Annotated in this window: 13 protein-coding genes; 2 read left to right on the top strand and 11 right to left on the bottom strand. The window is 67.5% G+C overall.

Translation table 11 applies throughout. From position 1 onward, the window contains the following. Positions 1-3 precede the first annotated feature (3 nt). Together IP91_RS03205 and IP91_RS03200 are read left to right on the top strand one after the other, a co-directional pair. Positions 4-897, top strand: a complete 894-nt coding sequence (locus IP91_RS03205) for a pirin family protein (RefSeq protein WP_145647317.1) — start codon at positions 4-6, stop codon at positions 895-897. A 299-nt stretch (positions 898-1196) separates the two neighbouring features. Then, positions 1197-1457: a hypothetical protein gene (locus tag IP91_RS03200; RefSeq protein ID WP_145647316.1), complete on the top strand. Its 261-nt coding sequence runs from the start codon at positions 1197-1199 to the stop codon at positions 1455-1457. 58 nt (positions 1458-1515) lie between these two features. On the opposite strand, the gene IP91_RS03195 is transcribed toward IP91_RS03200, so the two are convergent. From IP91_RS03195 to IP91_RS03145, 11 genes are all read right to left on the bottom strand, one after another. Beyond that, entirely contained in the window at positions 1516-3054 is a 1539-nt protein-coding gene (locus tag IP91_RS03195) for an FHA domain-containing protein (protein WP_145647315.1), read from the bottom strand. Between the two features lie 126 nt (positions 3055-3180). After that, positions 3181-3672, bottom strand: coding sequence for an SH3 domain-containing protein (locus IP91_RS03190; RefSeq protein WP_145647314.1), 492 nt, complete (start codon positions 3670-3672; stop codon positions 3181-3183). A 5-nt stretch (positions 3673-3677) separates the two neighbouring features. Then, a complete protein-coding gene (locus IP91_RS03185) occupies positions 3678-5162 on the bottom strand; it encodes a hypothetical protein (RefSeq protein ID WP_145647313.1) in 1485 nt (494 codons plus the stop codon). Between the two features lie 2 nt (positions 5163-5164). Further along, positions 5165-7519 (bottom strand): FtsW/RodA/SpoVE family cell cycle protein, encoded by a 2355-nt coding sequence (locus tag IP91_RS03180; RefSeq protein WP_145647312.1) that lies wholly within the window; start codon positions 7517-7519, stop codon positions 5165-5167. Further along, on the bottom strand, positions 7516-8508 hold the full coding sequence (locus tag IP91_RS03175) for a protein kinase domain-containing protein (RefSeq protein WP_145647311.1): 993 nt from the start codon (positions 8506-8508) through the stop codon (positions 7516-7518). The genes IP91_RS03180 and IP91_RS03175 overlap by 4 nt, the downstream gene beginning before the upstream one ends. 49 nt (positions 8509-8557) lie before the next feature. Then, positions 8558-9040 carry a nuclear transport factor 2 family protein gene (locus tag IP91_RS03170; RefSeq protein WP_145647310.1) on the bottom strand — a complete coding sequence of 161 codons (483 nt, stop codon included), beginning with the start codon at positions 9038-9040 and terminating at the stop codon, positions 8558-8560. Next, on the bottom strand, positions 9037-9669 hold the full coding sequence (locus tag IP91_RS03165) for a pyridoxamine 5'-phosphate oxidase family protein (RefSeq protein WP_145647309.1): 633 nt from the start codon (positions 9667-9669) through the stop codon (positions 9037-9039). The genes IP91_RS03170 and IP91_RS03165 overlap by 4 nt, the downstream gene beginning before the upstream one ends. A gap of 270 nt (positions 9670-9939) precedes the next feature. After that, positions 9940-11010, bottom strand: coding sequence for a PEP-CTERM sorting domain-containing protein (locus IP91_RS26355; protein WP_145647308.1), 1071 nt, complete (start codon positions 11008-11010; stop codon positions 9940-9942). A gap of 142 nt (positions 11011-11152) precedes the next feature. After that, entirely contained in the window at positions 11153-11788 is a 636-nt protein-coding gene (locus IP91_RS03155) for a PEPxxWA-CTERM sorting domain-containing protein (protein WP_145647307.1), read from the bottom strand. Positions 11789-12714: 926 nt separating this feature from the next. Beyond that, positions 12715-13167, bottom strand: a complete 453-nt coding sequence (locus tag IP91_RS03150; RefSeq protein WP_145647306.1) for a glycine zipper domain-containing protein — start codon at positions 13165-13167, stop codon at positions 12715-12717. A 172-nt stretch (positions 13168-13339) separates the two neighbouring features. Next, on the bottom strand, positions 13340-13882 hold the full coding sequence (locus IP91_RS03145; RefSeq protein ID WP_145647305.1) for a GNAT family N-acetyltransferase: 543 nt from the start codon (positions 13880-13882) through the stop codon (positions 13340-13342). Positions 13883-13951: the final 69 nt, after the last annotated feature.

Raw genomic sequence — 13951 nt, 5'->3', positions numbered from 1 at the left:
GCCATGAGCATCGCGCACATCATCAAGGGCCACGACAAGGACCTGGGCGGCGGCTTCATCGTCAGCCGCTACCTGCCGTCCGTGATCAAGCAGGCCGTCGGGCCGTTCATCTTCTTCGACCACTTCGGCCCGATCGACGTGCCGCTCGATGCCAAGCACGACGTGCGGCCGCATCCGCACATCGGCCTGGCCACCGTCACGTACCTGTACGAAGGCGCGATGGACCACCGCGACAGCATCGGCACGTACCAGCGCATCGAACCGGGCGCGATCAACTGGATGACCTCGGGCCGTGGCATCGTCCACTCCGAACGCACGCCGCCGGACCTGAAAGGCAAGCCGCACCGCACGCACGGCCTGCAGCTGTGGGCCGCGCTGCCGCAGGCGCACGAGGAGGACGAACCGAACTTCTCGCACACGCCGGCCGCCGCTATTCCCGAGCTGACGGTCGGTGCGGCCACCGTGCGCGTGCTGATCGGCACGGCGTTCGGCCAAACGTCGCCGGTGCCCACCTATGCACCGACGCTGTATCTCGATATCGCGCTGCCGCTGGGCGAGACGATCGACCTGGCCGACCTGCCTGCCGAAGCGGCCGTGTATGCCGTGACGGGCGGAGTCGAGGTGGACGGCGTGTCGGTGCCATTGAAGACGATGGCGCTGCTCGACACGTCGAAGCCGCAGCGCCTGCGCGCCCTCGACGCGGCGCGCTTCGTCGTGATCGGCGGCGCGCCGCTGGACGGGCACCGCTTCATGTTCTGGAACTTCGTGTCGTCGTCGAAGGAGCGGCTGGCGCAGGCGGCGGACGACTGGGATGCCCAGCGCTTCCCGCAGGTGCCGGGCGAGACGGAACGCATTCCGCTGCCGAACCGGCCGAAGCCGCAGGGGACGTATCTGTAGAAGCCGGGTTCGGCAGGCAGGGTGCGGCAGACATGATTCGGCTGGGGGGGTGCGCGGATTTGGGACCAGTCTGATTCGTCATGAAACACGCGCCCCGCATCTAAACCCCTCCGATTCCCGCACGGGGAAATCTAAATCGATCCAGCGGAACATGGGGCGCGTCGAATCTGTCCGCTTTTCGGGAGCCGAAAGTCCGGAGGGTACCGGGGCGACGGGATGCGCTTGCTGCTTTGGACTTATTGCTTTGGACTTATTTATCTGGCCATCGACATGCCGTCACCTGAAACAGATTCCTGACCATGCATCTGCTCGACGCGATCACACACGGCGGCCTGTTCCTGGCGCTGCTCTCCGGTGCCATTGCCGTCGGCACCAACACGCTTTTCCTGTCTCGCAAGGAGCACCGACTGGCGGCAGAATATGTCATGCGCAAACGTGAATGCCTGCCAGTGACGGCGGAGATGAAGTACGCGCGGCTCCAGGCGCTGGTGCAAAGGGGTTGCCAGATGGGGTTTCTCGCTGGCGTATGTGTGTCTCTGCCGTTCGCCGCGTTTCACTGAGCCGGGGCCGCCGTCCCGCACGGCAGTGCGCACGCACAGGCACGGAGTCTGCGAACGTTCAGGCGGTCTGCACTTCGCCGGCGACCGTTTCGCGCGCCACGCCGCCGGTGCGGATGATCCAGCTTTCCGGATACGGTTCGCTGGCGAAGCGGGTGTGCGGCGCCATGCGGCTCAGTTTGTCGAGCTGGGCCTGCGGGCCCAGCGCCGTTTCCTTGCCGGTCACGGCATCGAGGTGCCAGAAGCCGCCATCGTGGTGGAACAGCTGCGGCAGCGCGGCGGCCACCGGGGCGGCCTGCAGGCGGCGCAACGGGTAGCCGGGGTGCGTGTCCGGCGCCAGCACGATGAAGCATTCGGCGCGCGCGCCTTCGTCGACCCGGTGCAGGACCACGCCGTGCGGCATCAGCGCCGTCACTTCCATCACCACGATGCCCTTGATGCTGGCGGACAGTTCGATGCGCATGCCGAGGCGCAGCGGCACGGGCTTGTGCTTGCCGGGCCAGACGCCATCGAGCAGCAGGCCGTAGCGCGACACATCCTCGATTTCAAAGCCCTGCGTGCCGCGGCGGATCACGGCGTGGCGGCCGGACAGCCGGCGCGTGAGCCCTTCCGTGTCGATGCCGTCCTGGCCGAAGTGGTTCAGCAGCGCATGCGCTTCCGGATCGACGATCTCCATGCGGCCGAACACGCACTCGTCCAGCGCGAACAGGCGGATGTGGCGCTGCGCCCCCGCTTCCGGCGCCGCGTTGACGAAGCTGGCCATGCGGCTCGGGTGCGGGTGGACCGGGCCGGCGTGCGGCACGTCGATCTCGATCAGGTCCTCGTCCCACGCGATGGTGGAGAAGCCCAGGTCGACCTTGCCCTGCGACGGGCCCAGGTCCAGGTGGGCGATGCCGGCGTTGCGGGCCGTGACATCGATGTCCATGCTGCCGCCGCCCTGGCCGCTGTGGTCGGCCACGCGAGCGATCGACGCATCGTCCGCCATCACGCGCACGTTCTTGTGCGTGGACAGGAAGATGCGGTGGATCTCGGTGAGCGAGGCATCCAGCCGCGGCACCAGGATCACGAACGTGCATTCCCATTGGCGGCTGGCTGCGCCGGGCTGCTGGCTGACGATCTCGGCGTGGATCTGGTACTGGCCATGCTCGCGGTCGCGCGACGAGAATTCCGCGAACACGGGACGCCAGTCGCCTTCCACGCAGCGCACGAACTGCTGGTGGGCGACGCCGTCGCGGATCAGGTCGGAGGAGAGGCGGATCGCCAGTTGCGGCGCGCACTGGGCCGGCATGCCGCGCAGTTCCATCTTGAGCGTCTGGCGGCCGCCGGCGGCGCGCGGGTCGAAGCCGCTGATGTGCAGCTGGGGCCGCACGCGGATCGGGGTAGCGTAGTTGGCAAACCCGCTGGCAACCGCGGCGGAATCTTTGACCACGTTCACATCGGCCTGCGGCACGCGCGTGTTGCGCACTGCCGACAGCAGTTCGTAGCTCGATGCGGCGCTTGGCGCTTCGGCTGGCTGGCCGTGTCCGCCTTCGCAGATGTGCGAACCCGGCGCAACCCAGAAGGTGCAGTGCGGGTGTTCGGCGTTACGACAAGTTTTCATGAGCGGCCACGGACGAGATAAGGAAGACTTTACGCGCTTTCCCACGTCCTTGGCAACCTGCCGGTACCCCGAATAACGCGGCTTTCAGGCCTCAATCCGGGGCATGCCGCGAATTTTATTGAAAGGCTAATCTTGTCCGGTTTGCTCGTTTTCCCGTTCGCCCGGGCGCCGCAGCCACAGGCTGCTGGCCCAGCCCGTTTGCCGGGAAGTGCCGCTGGCATAGGTGATCTGCCACCAGTCGCCTTCGTGCGCGCCGGTCGCGGCCACCAGCGCACCCTGCGGCACGACGGCCAGCCGCGCCGCGCCGACCCCGGCCGCACCCCGCACATTCAGGTCGCGATACACCCGATAACGCGCGCCCGCGGCCGGTGGCGGCGTGCCGGTTTGTTGTTCCGGCACGTCACTTGCGATGAGCGGCGCGGCCACCGGCGCAACCGGCGCCGTGGCAAAGCAGTACAGCAGCAGCGCGCCGCCGGCCCACGTGCCGCCGCCGAGCACGGCCGCGCCGCGCGCGGTGGGACGCCGCCACCAGTGCGCCGGCGTCAGGTGCGCGGCCAGAATCAGCGTCAGGACCAGGCCCAGCGCATAGGCCGGGACGCCATGGAGAGCGGTCAGCATGGCCGTCATGCGTCGCAGCGCAGCACGTAGTGGCCGGCGACCACGTGGTGGCCGGGCGGCAGCGTGAACGGCGCATCGCCTTCGATCGGCCCGACGAAGCGCAGTTCCGCATCCAAGTGGTACAGCGCCTGCGTGGCCGACTGCCGCGTGATCTGCAGGCCCCGCACGCCCGCCGCGAAGGCAAACGCGCTGCGCGACAGGCCGATGCGGTCCGGGCTGGCCTGCAGGGCGCCCTCGTCGCCACCCAGCAGGCGCGGCGTGTCCAGCACGCGCAGGGCGGCAAGGGCGCTGCTGCCGCGGCCGAAGGTACCCTGCGTGACGGGCGCCGCGACCGGCACGGGCAGCATCACCAGCGCGCAGTAGCGCTCGGCCATCGCGCCCGGCGCCGGCAGCAGGCGGATGCCGCGCTGGCCGGTTGGCGTGAACGTGGCCGGTGCCTCGATGCGTTCGCAACCGGCTGCCGTGACGGCGTGGAGGGCATCGTCCGCGCCGGCGACCAGGGTGACCGCCGCTTCGCCGCTTGCCGCAACGGCCAGCGCCCGGTCGAATGGCACGGACAGCGAGGTGGCGCCCGTGCTGCGGTAACGGCTGAGCCGCGGTAGCGCCAGCGCGGCCAGCGTGATGCACTGGCGTGAACCGGGTGCAAAGGTGGCATCGCTTTCGCCGGGGCGGAACGCCGGGCGGCGCTGTGCCGCAACGGGCAGCGCCGTCGGTTCATCGCCGGCCGGGACGGCGGGACGCGGCTGCCAGACAGCCGGCCGGGCGGCGGCAGCCGGCACCACCGGTGCGCCGCTGCGCACGGCTTTCAGCAGCAGGCGCTTGCCCTGCGGGTCCTGACGCGGCGTGACGATCCAGCAGTCCTGGCGTTCGTCGCGGCGGCAGTCCAGCGCATCCTTCGGGCGCACCTGCAGCACCGGCGGTGCGTCCGGTCCTTCGTTGATGAGCAACAGCGTGGCGCCGCCGCCGAACGGCCAGCCCGGCGTGCTGGCCTCGTCGAGCACGGCCAGGCGCTGGTTCGGGTAGACAGGATTGAGCGCCCGCCAGTCGCGGCCATCCGTGGAGGCGCTCACGTTGAACAGCACCTTCTCGTCCGCGCCCGGCAGGTACACGGCGTGGCCGAAGCGCACCTCGATCTCGCCAGGCTGCAGGTCGTCCCCGCCGGTGACGTGGTAGCGCACCTGGTCGGAGCCCAGCAGGTCGCCGAAGTCCTTCTGGTGCAGCGCCGCCAGCGTCTGTTTCAGTTCGCGGGCGCGGTTGCCGCGCGTGAGATGGTAGTCGTCGTCCACGTCTTCCTGCGGCAGGCGCAGCGTGATGTGGGAGAAGCAGCGCGTGGCGGCGCGGCCGCGCTGTTCGCGCGGGCAGCGTTCCAGCAGGTCGCGCAGCAGCGGGCGGCGCGCGAACAGCGCCAGGCCCGGGGCCTGCCAGATCGCCTCGGCGTTGAACACGTCGGGAATGCGGCCCAGGACTTCGTGTTGGACATAGATCGGCATGGTTACTCCTGAAGGGATGCGGGCGGCGTCGCCCCGGCATGGATGGCTAGCAGGGGGAGCAGGAAAAACAGCAGGTGACTGCCGCCGGCCGACAGGAAACTCATCGGCTGGCCCATCACGGGCAGGATGGCGAGATTGGTCCCCCACGACAGCAGCAGGTGCCCGCCGACGAAGGCCGCGCCGCCGCACAGCGTGAACGCCTGCAGCCGCAGCAGCCAGGCCTGGCGGAAGCCGCCCGCTGCGGCAGCGGCAACCCCGCAACGGATGCCGGCATGCGCCAGTCCCGCCACCAGCACGGCCTGGGCGCACCACAGCAGCAGCGCCGCCAGCAGGCCGTGGCGGTGCAGCAGGAAGGAGGGCGCGAAGTCGTCCTGCACGGCCGGCAGCGCCATCACGCCGCCGGCCGGCTGGCCCAGCGCGCGCAGGCCGAACAGGCCGTCGGTGCCGAACCAGCCGCCGTCGGCAATCGCCGCCGCGCCCTGCTGCAGCTGCTGGCCCGTGTGCGGATGGCGCGCCGGTTCCAGCCATACCTGGAAGCGGTCCGCGTAGAACGAGGATGGCAGCGCCGAGAGCCGTTCCGGTCCCGCCTCGCGCAGTGCCGTCACGCCCGCGATGCCGGCAATCGCCACGCAGGCCAGCGTACCGGCGGCCAGCCATCGTTTTGCCGAGATGGCGTAGGCCAGCAGCATCGCGCCGGTCCACAGCGACAGCAGGATCAGCGGCGAGTAGTCGTCCACCTGCACCAGGGCGCAGCCCAGCAGCGCCAGGAACAGTAGCGCCGGCGCGATCAGGCGCAGCCAGCGCGCGCCATGGCCGGGCTGCGCGCGGTGGTCGGCACGCCAGCCCATTCTGAGCGCCAGGCAGTGCGCCGTCAGCAGGGTCAGTACCAGCTTAGCCGGCTCGACGGGCTGGATGTCGAACACGCCCGTCTCGTCGCCCCACAGCACCTGCGCGGCGAGGGCCAGCAGGGCAAAGCCGGCGGCACCGGCCAGCAGCCATTCGATACGCCGCTGCGAAACGGTCACGCCCCGGCCGTAGATGTGCCACAGCGCGACGGCACCGCTGCCGGCCGCAAGCAGCGCCGTCGTCTTGCGGTAGTAGCGCAGCCATTCCGTGTCGCCGCCGCCCAGGCCCAGGTCCAGCTGGCACAGCAGGCCGACGCCCAGCAGGACGAGCGCGGCGCTGGCGGCGGGCGAGGTCGCGCGGCCTGGCAGCAGCCAGCAGCCCAGCGCGCAGGCAGCCAGCAGCAGCGAGCAGGCGGCCGAGGGCGGCGTGCCGGCCCGCTGCAGCAGCACGGCGGCGACGCCCGCGGCCAGGACCAGCGCGGCGGCCGGGCCATGCAGATGACGAACGAGGAGGCCGGCACGCGAACGCGCCTGCCGCGCCACGTGCACCGGGCCGAGGATATTGCCGCGGCGGCGCGGGGCTGGTGGCGTCAGCACGGCGATGGCGATCAGTGCCGCGGCCGCGGCCAATGTGAGAACCCACACGACCGGGCTGCCCTGCCAAAGCGCGCGCTGGCGCCACTGCCACGCTACCTGCGGCGGCAGCGTCGTTTCGGGCACGGCGAACAGCGCCACGCGGCGGGCCGGGGAGAGCGTCAGGAGGTCGCCGTGCAAGTCCACCTGGTAGCGGGTGCGGCCCAGGGTCAGCGCCTCCACGCCGTGCAGGCTGCGTTCGTCGTCGCGCAGGCTCGCGGCGCCGGCCAGCACGACGGTCGGACTACCGATGGCGGAAGCCAGCACGAGTGCGTCGCGCTGCCGCATGATCTGCGCGCTGCCGGGTTCGATCTCGGCGACGCCAATCCGATTGCCGCAATGCAGATTGCCGCCGAAGACGAGCGGGCGGGCGACGGTCAGGGCGGACGGCATCAGGCGGTTCCACAGCGCCAGCGCACGTACCGACAGCGACGCCGCGGGGCAGGAAGGCTGGGCGGTACCGTCGCGATGGACGGTGGCGCCGTCGTAGCGCCAGTGCGACTGGCCCTCCGTGAAGGCGATGGCGCCATCCCCCGTTTGTTCGACTGTCCAGGCCTTCCCGCCGACCTGGAAGGTGCGCAGCTTGCTGACATCGACCGTACCGAGCCTCTCGTCCGTCCCGTCGCGCCGCAGGAGCGGCGGGCGGCCTTCGCCCGCGGCCCGGATGCGCCAGGCGCCATCGGCAGCGCGGCGCAGCGTCATGCGCATACCCTCGGCCTGTATGGCGGCCAGTTGTGATGACGTCAGTGTGACTTCGCCGGCGCGGTCCAGATGCACCGCGATGGACGCGGGCAGCCACATCGCCGGTGCGCGCAGCAGCGCGAACAGCTGGAGGCCCAGCAGCAGCACCAGTGCCAGGCAGAGCAGCCGCCGGCTCATGCCTGGCCTTCCAGCTGCGCGACACCGCGGCGCACCAGCGCCTCACGGCCCGCCAGGCCGGCGCGGATGCGGCCCAGCAGGCGGCTGATCTGCAGTGCATTGCGGGGGCGCGCTTCCGGGTCCGCTGCCAGCAAGGCTTGCAGCAGCGCCAGCGCGGGATATTGCGAGATGCAGGGGACCTGCGCGGCAAAGCGCTCGGCCTCGTCGTCCGCCAGCACCGGCGGCAGCGGGCCGCGTCCGCGCAGCACGCGCGCGCCATCGGCCAGGTGTTCGCGATAGGCGTCCCCGCACGTGCTGCACCAGCGCAGCGCGGCGCCGGTGACGAGGAAGTACAGCAGCGCGCCCAGCGCGAAGTAATCGCTGTGGCGGCCCGTCGCATAGCCACCGCCCGGGGCCGGGAAGAACTGTTCCGGCGCCTGCCAGTTCGCGGTGCCGCAGTAGGTGTGCGCACCGGCCGCTTCCAGCAGGCGGTTGGTGCCGAAGTCGGCCAGCTTCACGGTGCCGCTGGCCGCGTCCACCAGCACATTGGCCGGTTTCAGGTCCAGGTAGCGCCAGCCGTATTGATGGACCTTGGCCAGCGCCTGGTTCAGCTGCGTGATCCAGTCCAGCACTTCGGCAAAGGCGGGCGCATCGTCCTGTGCGCGGCGGCGCGCCACATGGCGCCCGAGGTCGCCGTCCAGCAGTTCCAGTGCCAGCACGGGCAGCCCGTCGTGCCAGCCGCTGTCGACGAGGCGCACCACGTGGCGGCCGTCCCACGGCTGTAGCGCCTGCAGGAAGGTGATTTCGCTGCAGGCGCTGGCGATCCACCGTTCGCGCTGGCCCGGCAGGGCGCGCGCCATCTGCGCTTCGTTGATGCGCTTGAGCGCCACGTCGGGCGAGCCGGCCGGTCCCTCGGCGCGCCAGATCGTGCCGTAGACGGAGGCGCCGATCTGTTCGCGCAGCCGGTAGGGTCCGCGAGCGAGGGTGAGGAAGGTGGTCTGGTCCGGCATGGCATCTCCGTGGGGTCACGGAGTGCTAGCCGGGGGAGGGGGAAAGGCCTCAGAACCCCAGCTCGGACAGACCCGGATGGTCGTCCGGCCGCCGGCCCAGCGGCCAGTGGAACTTGCGGTCGGCCGCGGCAATCGGACCGTCGTTGATGCTGGCCAGGCGCCGCCGCATCAGGCCGTTCGCGTCGAACTCCCAGTTCTCGTTGCCGTAGGAGCGGAACCAGTTGCCGCTGTCGTCGTGCCATTCGTAGGCGAAGCGCACGGCGATGCGGTCGTCCCGGAATGCCCACAGCTCCTTGATCAGGCGGTAGTCCAGTTCGCGCTGCCATTTGCGGCGCAGGAAGGCGGCAATCGCCTCGCGGCCCTGCACGAACTCGGCGCGGTTGCGCCAGAAACTGTCGACCGTGTAGGCCAGCGCCACGCGGTCCGGGTCGCGGCTGTTCCAGCCGTCTTCGGCCAGGCGCACTTTTTCGCTGGCCGTCTCCAATGTGAATGGCGGCAGGGGCGGGCGGGGATTGTCGGCGGGTGTCGTCATCGTTGTTCTCCTGTATGCAGGCGCGCACGCAGCGCGGCGTTTTCGGCTTCCAGGCTGGCCAGCCGGTCGCGCAGCGGCTGCACGGCTTCCGTCACCTGCTCCTCAGTGTAATGCGGCGTGATGTGCTGCGGGCAGTTCCAGTCGAAGGCCTGCAGGTGCAGCCGGAAGATGCGTTCCGGCCGGCCCTTGTAGCCGGGCGTGGCCACCAGTTCGGCCAGCGCGGCATCGGCATCGAGGGGCACGATGTCGATCTCCGCGAAGATCTTCAGCCGGGCGCGCCGCGCGTAGTCCATCAGGAACAGGCAGCCGCGCGGGTTGGCGTTCACATTGCCGGTGCTGATGTACTGGCGGTTACCGGTGTAGTCGGCAAAGGCGAGCGTGCGCTCGTCCAGCACTTTGAGGAAGCCGCGCGGACCGCCGCGGTGCTGCACATAAGGCCAGCCCGTTTCGGAGACGGTCGCGATGTAGAAACTGTCGCGGTCGGCGATGAAGTCCGTTTCGTGCTCCGTGAAACGGTCGAACGTGAAGGCGCGCCGGCCGGCCATGTTGCGCCACTGGGCGGCGCTGCCCATCTGCTCCTGCACGGCCTGCACGGACGGCGTGGTGGCAATCTCCAGGAATCCAGGCATGAACGCTCCTCGGGAAGGGCCGCCAGCGGCCCGGTCCTCGATCATCCTCTTTTTCGCCGGCGATGATAATGCCCGGCGCTCGGAATGCATTCTTGCAGAGAGTGAAAGAATTCAGCGCTGTTTTTTTTGCGATTCTCACCTGAATCTCATTACGGGCCCCGGGCGTGTGCAGCTCGGGATGAGCCTGCACACGCCGGACGACGCTTCTGTCCCCCTACAGTTCGAACCGCTTGTCGAGCAAGCGGGACCAAGCGAAGCCGCAGGTCTGGCTCACCGGTTCTTGTCCGAACCGCGACGCATGCGCCGGCGCGCGGCCAGCAGCGCGAGTCCCCCGGCCATCATGGCATAAGTGGCCGGTTCGGGGACCGGTGACACCGTGACCACGAAGCTGCTGCCGTCGCTGTCCGTGCCGAAGAACGTGTGTCCATCGGCCGAAACGCCGAGCGGCAAGGCAAGCGTGCGGCCGCCAAGGTCTACTCCTTGACTGAGAATGTAGTCGGTGAAATTGAGCATCCCCTGGCCTTCGATCCAGATGGTGCCCTGGCCGTAGGCAGCGGGGCCAAAGCCGCGATCGTAGCCGACGATCACGCTGCCGTCGGCCGAGATACCGGTCGCCCCCTGGAAGTCGCCCAGCGCGTCGAGGTCACCCAGCCATTCCGTCTGTTGCGTTGCGGTGTTGTAGCGCCAGGTCTGGCCGAAGTCGCCATTCCCCACGATCCAGCGCCCATCGGCCGACACGGCGTCCGCTTCCCGCAGCGCATTGCCCTGACCGTCAACCATATTATGCAGTGCGCCATTCTGCCAGTAGGCGCCGGTCCATTGTCCGTCCGGCTGTTCGACCCAGCCGGCGATGAGGCTGCCGTCAGCGGACACGCCGTTGGCACGTGACGAGCCCCCGAGCGAACCCAGGTCGCGCATGGTGCCGCCGGGAGTCGACGCGATGGCATGGGCGGTACCGCCATCGACCCAGCCCAGGCCCACCACGGTCTTCCCGTCGCCGGAGATATTCCAGCCGGCGCTGGCCGACGTCCCCGAGGTGCCGCCGATGCCGCCCAGCGTCGTCCACTGGCCGGTGCCGACCGAGTAGTAGCCCGCATAACTCTGGCCGTCGTTTCCGTAGGCAGAGCCGGAGATGCGCGTGCCGTCCGCCGACACGCTGGCGACACCACCTTCCCATGCCCCGCCGATGGACGTCACGCCGGTGGCAGCGGTCCACATATAGTACGACCCGCTGTCACTGTAGGCGCCGACAACGCTGCCATTCGCCGATGCGCCGGAAGCCGTGATGCCGTATCCAAGGTCCCAGAAATTCCCTGCCGCGTGAGCGAACGGGGCGGTCAAGCAGCAAACCAGCGCAGCCGGTGCGAGAACAAAACGAGCTGAAGTCTTCACGTTTGAAACCTTTATGTTGAGCAAGGAATGCTGGGATCGCCAGCCCGAATAACACCTGCCGCCGCGGCTGGCGGGACAGGCAACGACCAGTTCAAGCGACGCCGCCCATTGCACGTTTGCGGCGAACTGCCGTGCCAATGGCGCCAAGGCCGGCAATCAGCATCGCCCAGGACGCAGGTTCGGGAACGGGTGAGACGGAGAGAACGACGTTGTCGATTGCGAACTCCGGAAACTCTTCCGAGCCGACGATCGTCAGCGACGAAATATCGACGAAATTGGTGAACGTGAAGGTTGAAAATTTTTCGGCCGCCTTTGTTTCGACGAAGATCTCGGTCGTGACGGTGCCGTTTATTCCCGTCGCAATCAACGTCAGGGTCAGGGGGCGATCGTGTTCCGTGAATGTCTGGGCCACGTCCAGCGAGGTCAACGAGAACAAACCTTTGTTTTCGCGATCGATCGTGACACTGCTTTCGTTGAAAGAATAAAAAGCCGTCGTGCCGTTGGAGGCACATGCCGGATTGCATTGGCCTAAATGATCCGCCGGGTCATCGATAATATAGAATCCGAATACGCTGACCGGGGTGTAATTGACGTTGAACCCGTCTTCGACGAAGCTGTACGGGTAATAACCATAACCGCCAGCCTCGGCCTCGAAATCAAGCGTCTCCGCATTTGCCGAAATCGCCAGGATGGCTGCCGCGATAGCCAGTAATATTTTTCGGAACATCGTTCGTCCTTTCGAAATCAAAATATCGATACAAGTTGTCGACCATGCTTGGCCGAGACCCTCCGAGCCTTCAGGTGCCGGCCTTTCGCGACTCCGCCATAGCGCCATTGACGTCCGGCATCGGCGCTGCCACCTGGTTCGACCCCTGGGGATTCTGAAACAAAATGCCTGCGAACTTGTAAAGCTCGCGATTACAAAGAGTGGAATTTACTAAAAACAATAAATATTTCTACACAAGTACGCCGCCCGCGCGGAACCAATGCGAGTAAGTGGGCGTCACTCTTATGCTGCTACCGACAATGATAATAATTTCATGATTCTGCCGTGGTCAAGTCATTTAGGAATGAAAAACGATGCTCCAAATAACGTGGTCGCGACAGATATTCCCAACTGGAACTGTGCAATGCAATCTGGACAGAATATCGGTACCAAAGCAAAAATAAGAGTGTTCGGCGCCCGGGATCGGCGATCCCGGTTCCGAATACGGCGAACGAGGGATTTGGCTGTCCGACTTGTCGAAGCACCTCGCCAGGCATCTTCTTTCCGCGAATCAGTGAATAAATCGCCGGGCGCTATCGATCAATATTTGGTGATGTCGAGCGGGCAGCAGATTTCACATGACCCCGGCAGACCGGCGCTGCGGCAGTCGGTCGTGTTGTAGATATGCAGGGAGCCCATGGCGTGGCGACAGGCTGGTGAAGGCGCCAGGAAGCCAGAGGTCGCCCATCGGGCCCGGCCTTTCCACGGAACAGCCCTATATCGCGACGGGAACACGGCAACACAACGATTCGAGGTCGGCTGGATCCACCGTCGACATCGGTTGAGACACCTGTTCCGCCGAATGGTTCAGTTCATTCCACAGGTACGCGTGACAGCGCCAAAAAAAAAGGCCCGGAATCCCCGGGCCTCTTCATGCGCGCTGCGGATCAGCGGCGGTGGTGATGGTCATGGCGATCATGACGGTCGTAGCGGTCATAACGGTCATAGCCGCGACGCGGTGCGTCGTAGTAGTAATCGCGGTACACGCGGCGCGGTTCCACGTACACGGTGGCCGGCTGCACGTAACGGGGTGCCGGTGCGTAGTAGACCGGGGCAGGTTCGTAGTACACCGGCTGCGGCTGGGCGTAGACGCGGGTTTCGACGTAGCCGCGGCCGCCGCGGTGATGACGGCCGTCCGAGCTGACGGCATTGCCGACTGCTGCGCCGACCAGGCCGCCGACCAGTGCACCGCCGCCGCCATTCTGGCTGCCGATGGCGGCGCCGAGCACGGCACCGGCCGCGGTATTGAAGTCCCGGTCACCGGCTGCGAACGCGGTGGACGACACCGTGACGGCGGCGCCGAGCACCATCACACCCAGGATTCGTTTGTGGTTGAACATGCTGTTTCTCCTTTAGCGCGGTGGACCGGAACCGGTCGCGAACCGTTTGGTATGGGAACCACTTTACCGGGTTGGCGGGGAACCTCCAGTGCTCATACAGAATATTACAAACCGAACAGGGTATGTAACAAGTACGGTCCGCAACATCCTCCCGGACTTCGTTACCTGGCGGTCAGCCAGGCCGGTGATCCTGCTGCCGCGCCCACTCGGGCCGTAGCAGGCCGAGCACCTTCACGTCCTGGTAGCGGCCGTTGATGAAGAATGCGCCGCGCAGCAGGCCTTCTTCGGTGAATCCGCACTTCTGCGCCACGCGCACCGAGGCGCCGTTTTCCGGCGCGGCCAGCACTTCCAGGCGGTGCCAGGTGTGCACGCGGAACAGGTAATCGGCCAGCATGCGCAGCGCCTCGCTCGTGTAGCCGAGGCCGGCCAGTTCGGTGGCGAACAGCCGGTAGCCGATTTCGCGGGTGGTGGGCGTGCGGCTCTTGAAGTGGGTGATGACGCCGACGATGTGGTGGCGCTCGTCCTCGATGACGAACAGCTCGCTGTCCTCGGTGACGAAGCCGTTCTGCAGGAATTCCTTGCGCATCGTCTCGGGCGACTTGAACTGGCTGGAAAAGTAGTCGCCGCGCGAAGGCAGGTCGTTGACCAGCGCGATGAAGGTGTTCAGGTCCGTGTTCAGCAGGTGCCGCACGGTGCAGAGGGGTCCCTTGAGCATCCGGCCATGCTATGCGAAGGAAGAAGGCAGGTCAACGCATTGCGGGCCGAAGGGGAGCGTCCGGGTATT

The sequence above is a fragment of the Pseudoduganella lurida genome, from assembly GCF_007830455.1.
GTDB lineage: Bacteria > Pseudomonadota > Gammaproteobacteria > Burkholderiales > Burkholderiaceae_D > Rugamonas > Rugamonas lurida.
The sequence above is the reverse complement of the archived record's forward strand: the minus strand, read 5'-3'. Positions and strand labels throughout refer to the sequence as shown.

Coding starts and splice junctions, on each gene's coding strand:
- IP91_RS03200 (WP_145647316.1), top strand. CDS start 1,197: ATGCATCTGCTCGACGCGATCACACACGGCGGCCTGTTCCTGGCGCTG.
- IP91_RS03195 (WP_145647315.1), bottom strand. CDS start 3,054: ATGAAAACTTGTCGTAACGCCGAACACCCGCACTGCACCTTCTGGGTT.
- IP91_RS03190 (WP_145647314.1), bottom strand. CDS start 3,672: ATGCTGACCGCTCTCCATGGCGTCCCGGCCTATGCGCTGGGCCTGGTC.
- IP91_RS03180 (WP_145647312.1), bottom strand. CDS start 7,519: ATGAGCCGGCGGCTGCTCTGCCTGGCACTGGTGCTGCTGCTGGGCCTC.
- IP91_RS03205 (WP_145647317.1), top strand. CDS start 4: ATGAGCATCGCGCACATCATCAAGGGCCACGACAAGGACCTGGGCGGC.
- IP91_RS03155 (WP_145647307.1), bottom strand. CDS start 11,788: ATGTTCCGAAAAATATTACTGGCTATCGCGGCAGCCATCCTGGCGATT.
- IP91_RS03165 (WP_145647309.1), bottom strand. CDS start 9,669: ATGCCTGGATTCCTGGAGATTGCCACCACGCCGTCCGTGCAGGCCGTG.
- IP91_RS03145 (WP_145647305.1), bottom strand. CDS start 13,882: ATGCTCAAGGGACCCCTCTGCACCGTGCGGCACCTGCTGAACACGGAC.
- IP91_RS03150 (WP_145647306.1), bottom strand. CDS start 13,167: ATGTTCAACCACAAACGAATCCTGGGTGTGATGGTGCTCGGCGCCGCC.
- IP91_RS03185 (WP_145647313.1), bottom strand. CDS start 5,162: ATGCCGATCTATGTCCAACACGAAGTCCTGGGCCGCATTCCCGACGTG.
- IP91_RS03170 (WP_145647310.1), bottom strand. CDS start 9,040: ATGACGACACCCGCCGACAATCCCCGCCCGCCCCTGCCGCCATTCACA.
- IP91_RS03175 (WP_145647311.1), bottom strand. CDS start 8,508: ATGCCGGACCAGACCACCTTCCTCACCCTCGCTCGCGGACCCTACCGG.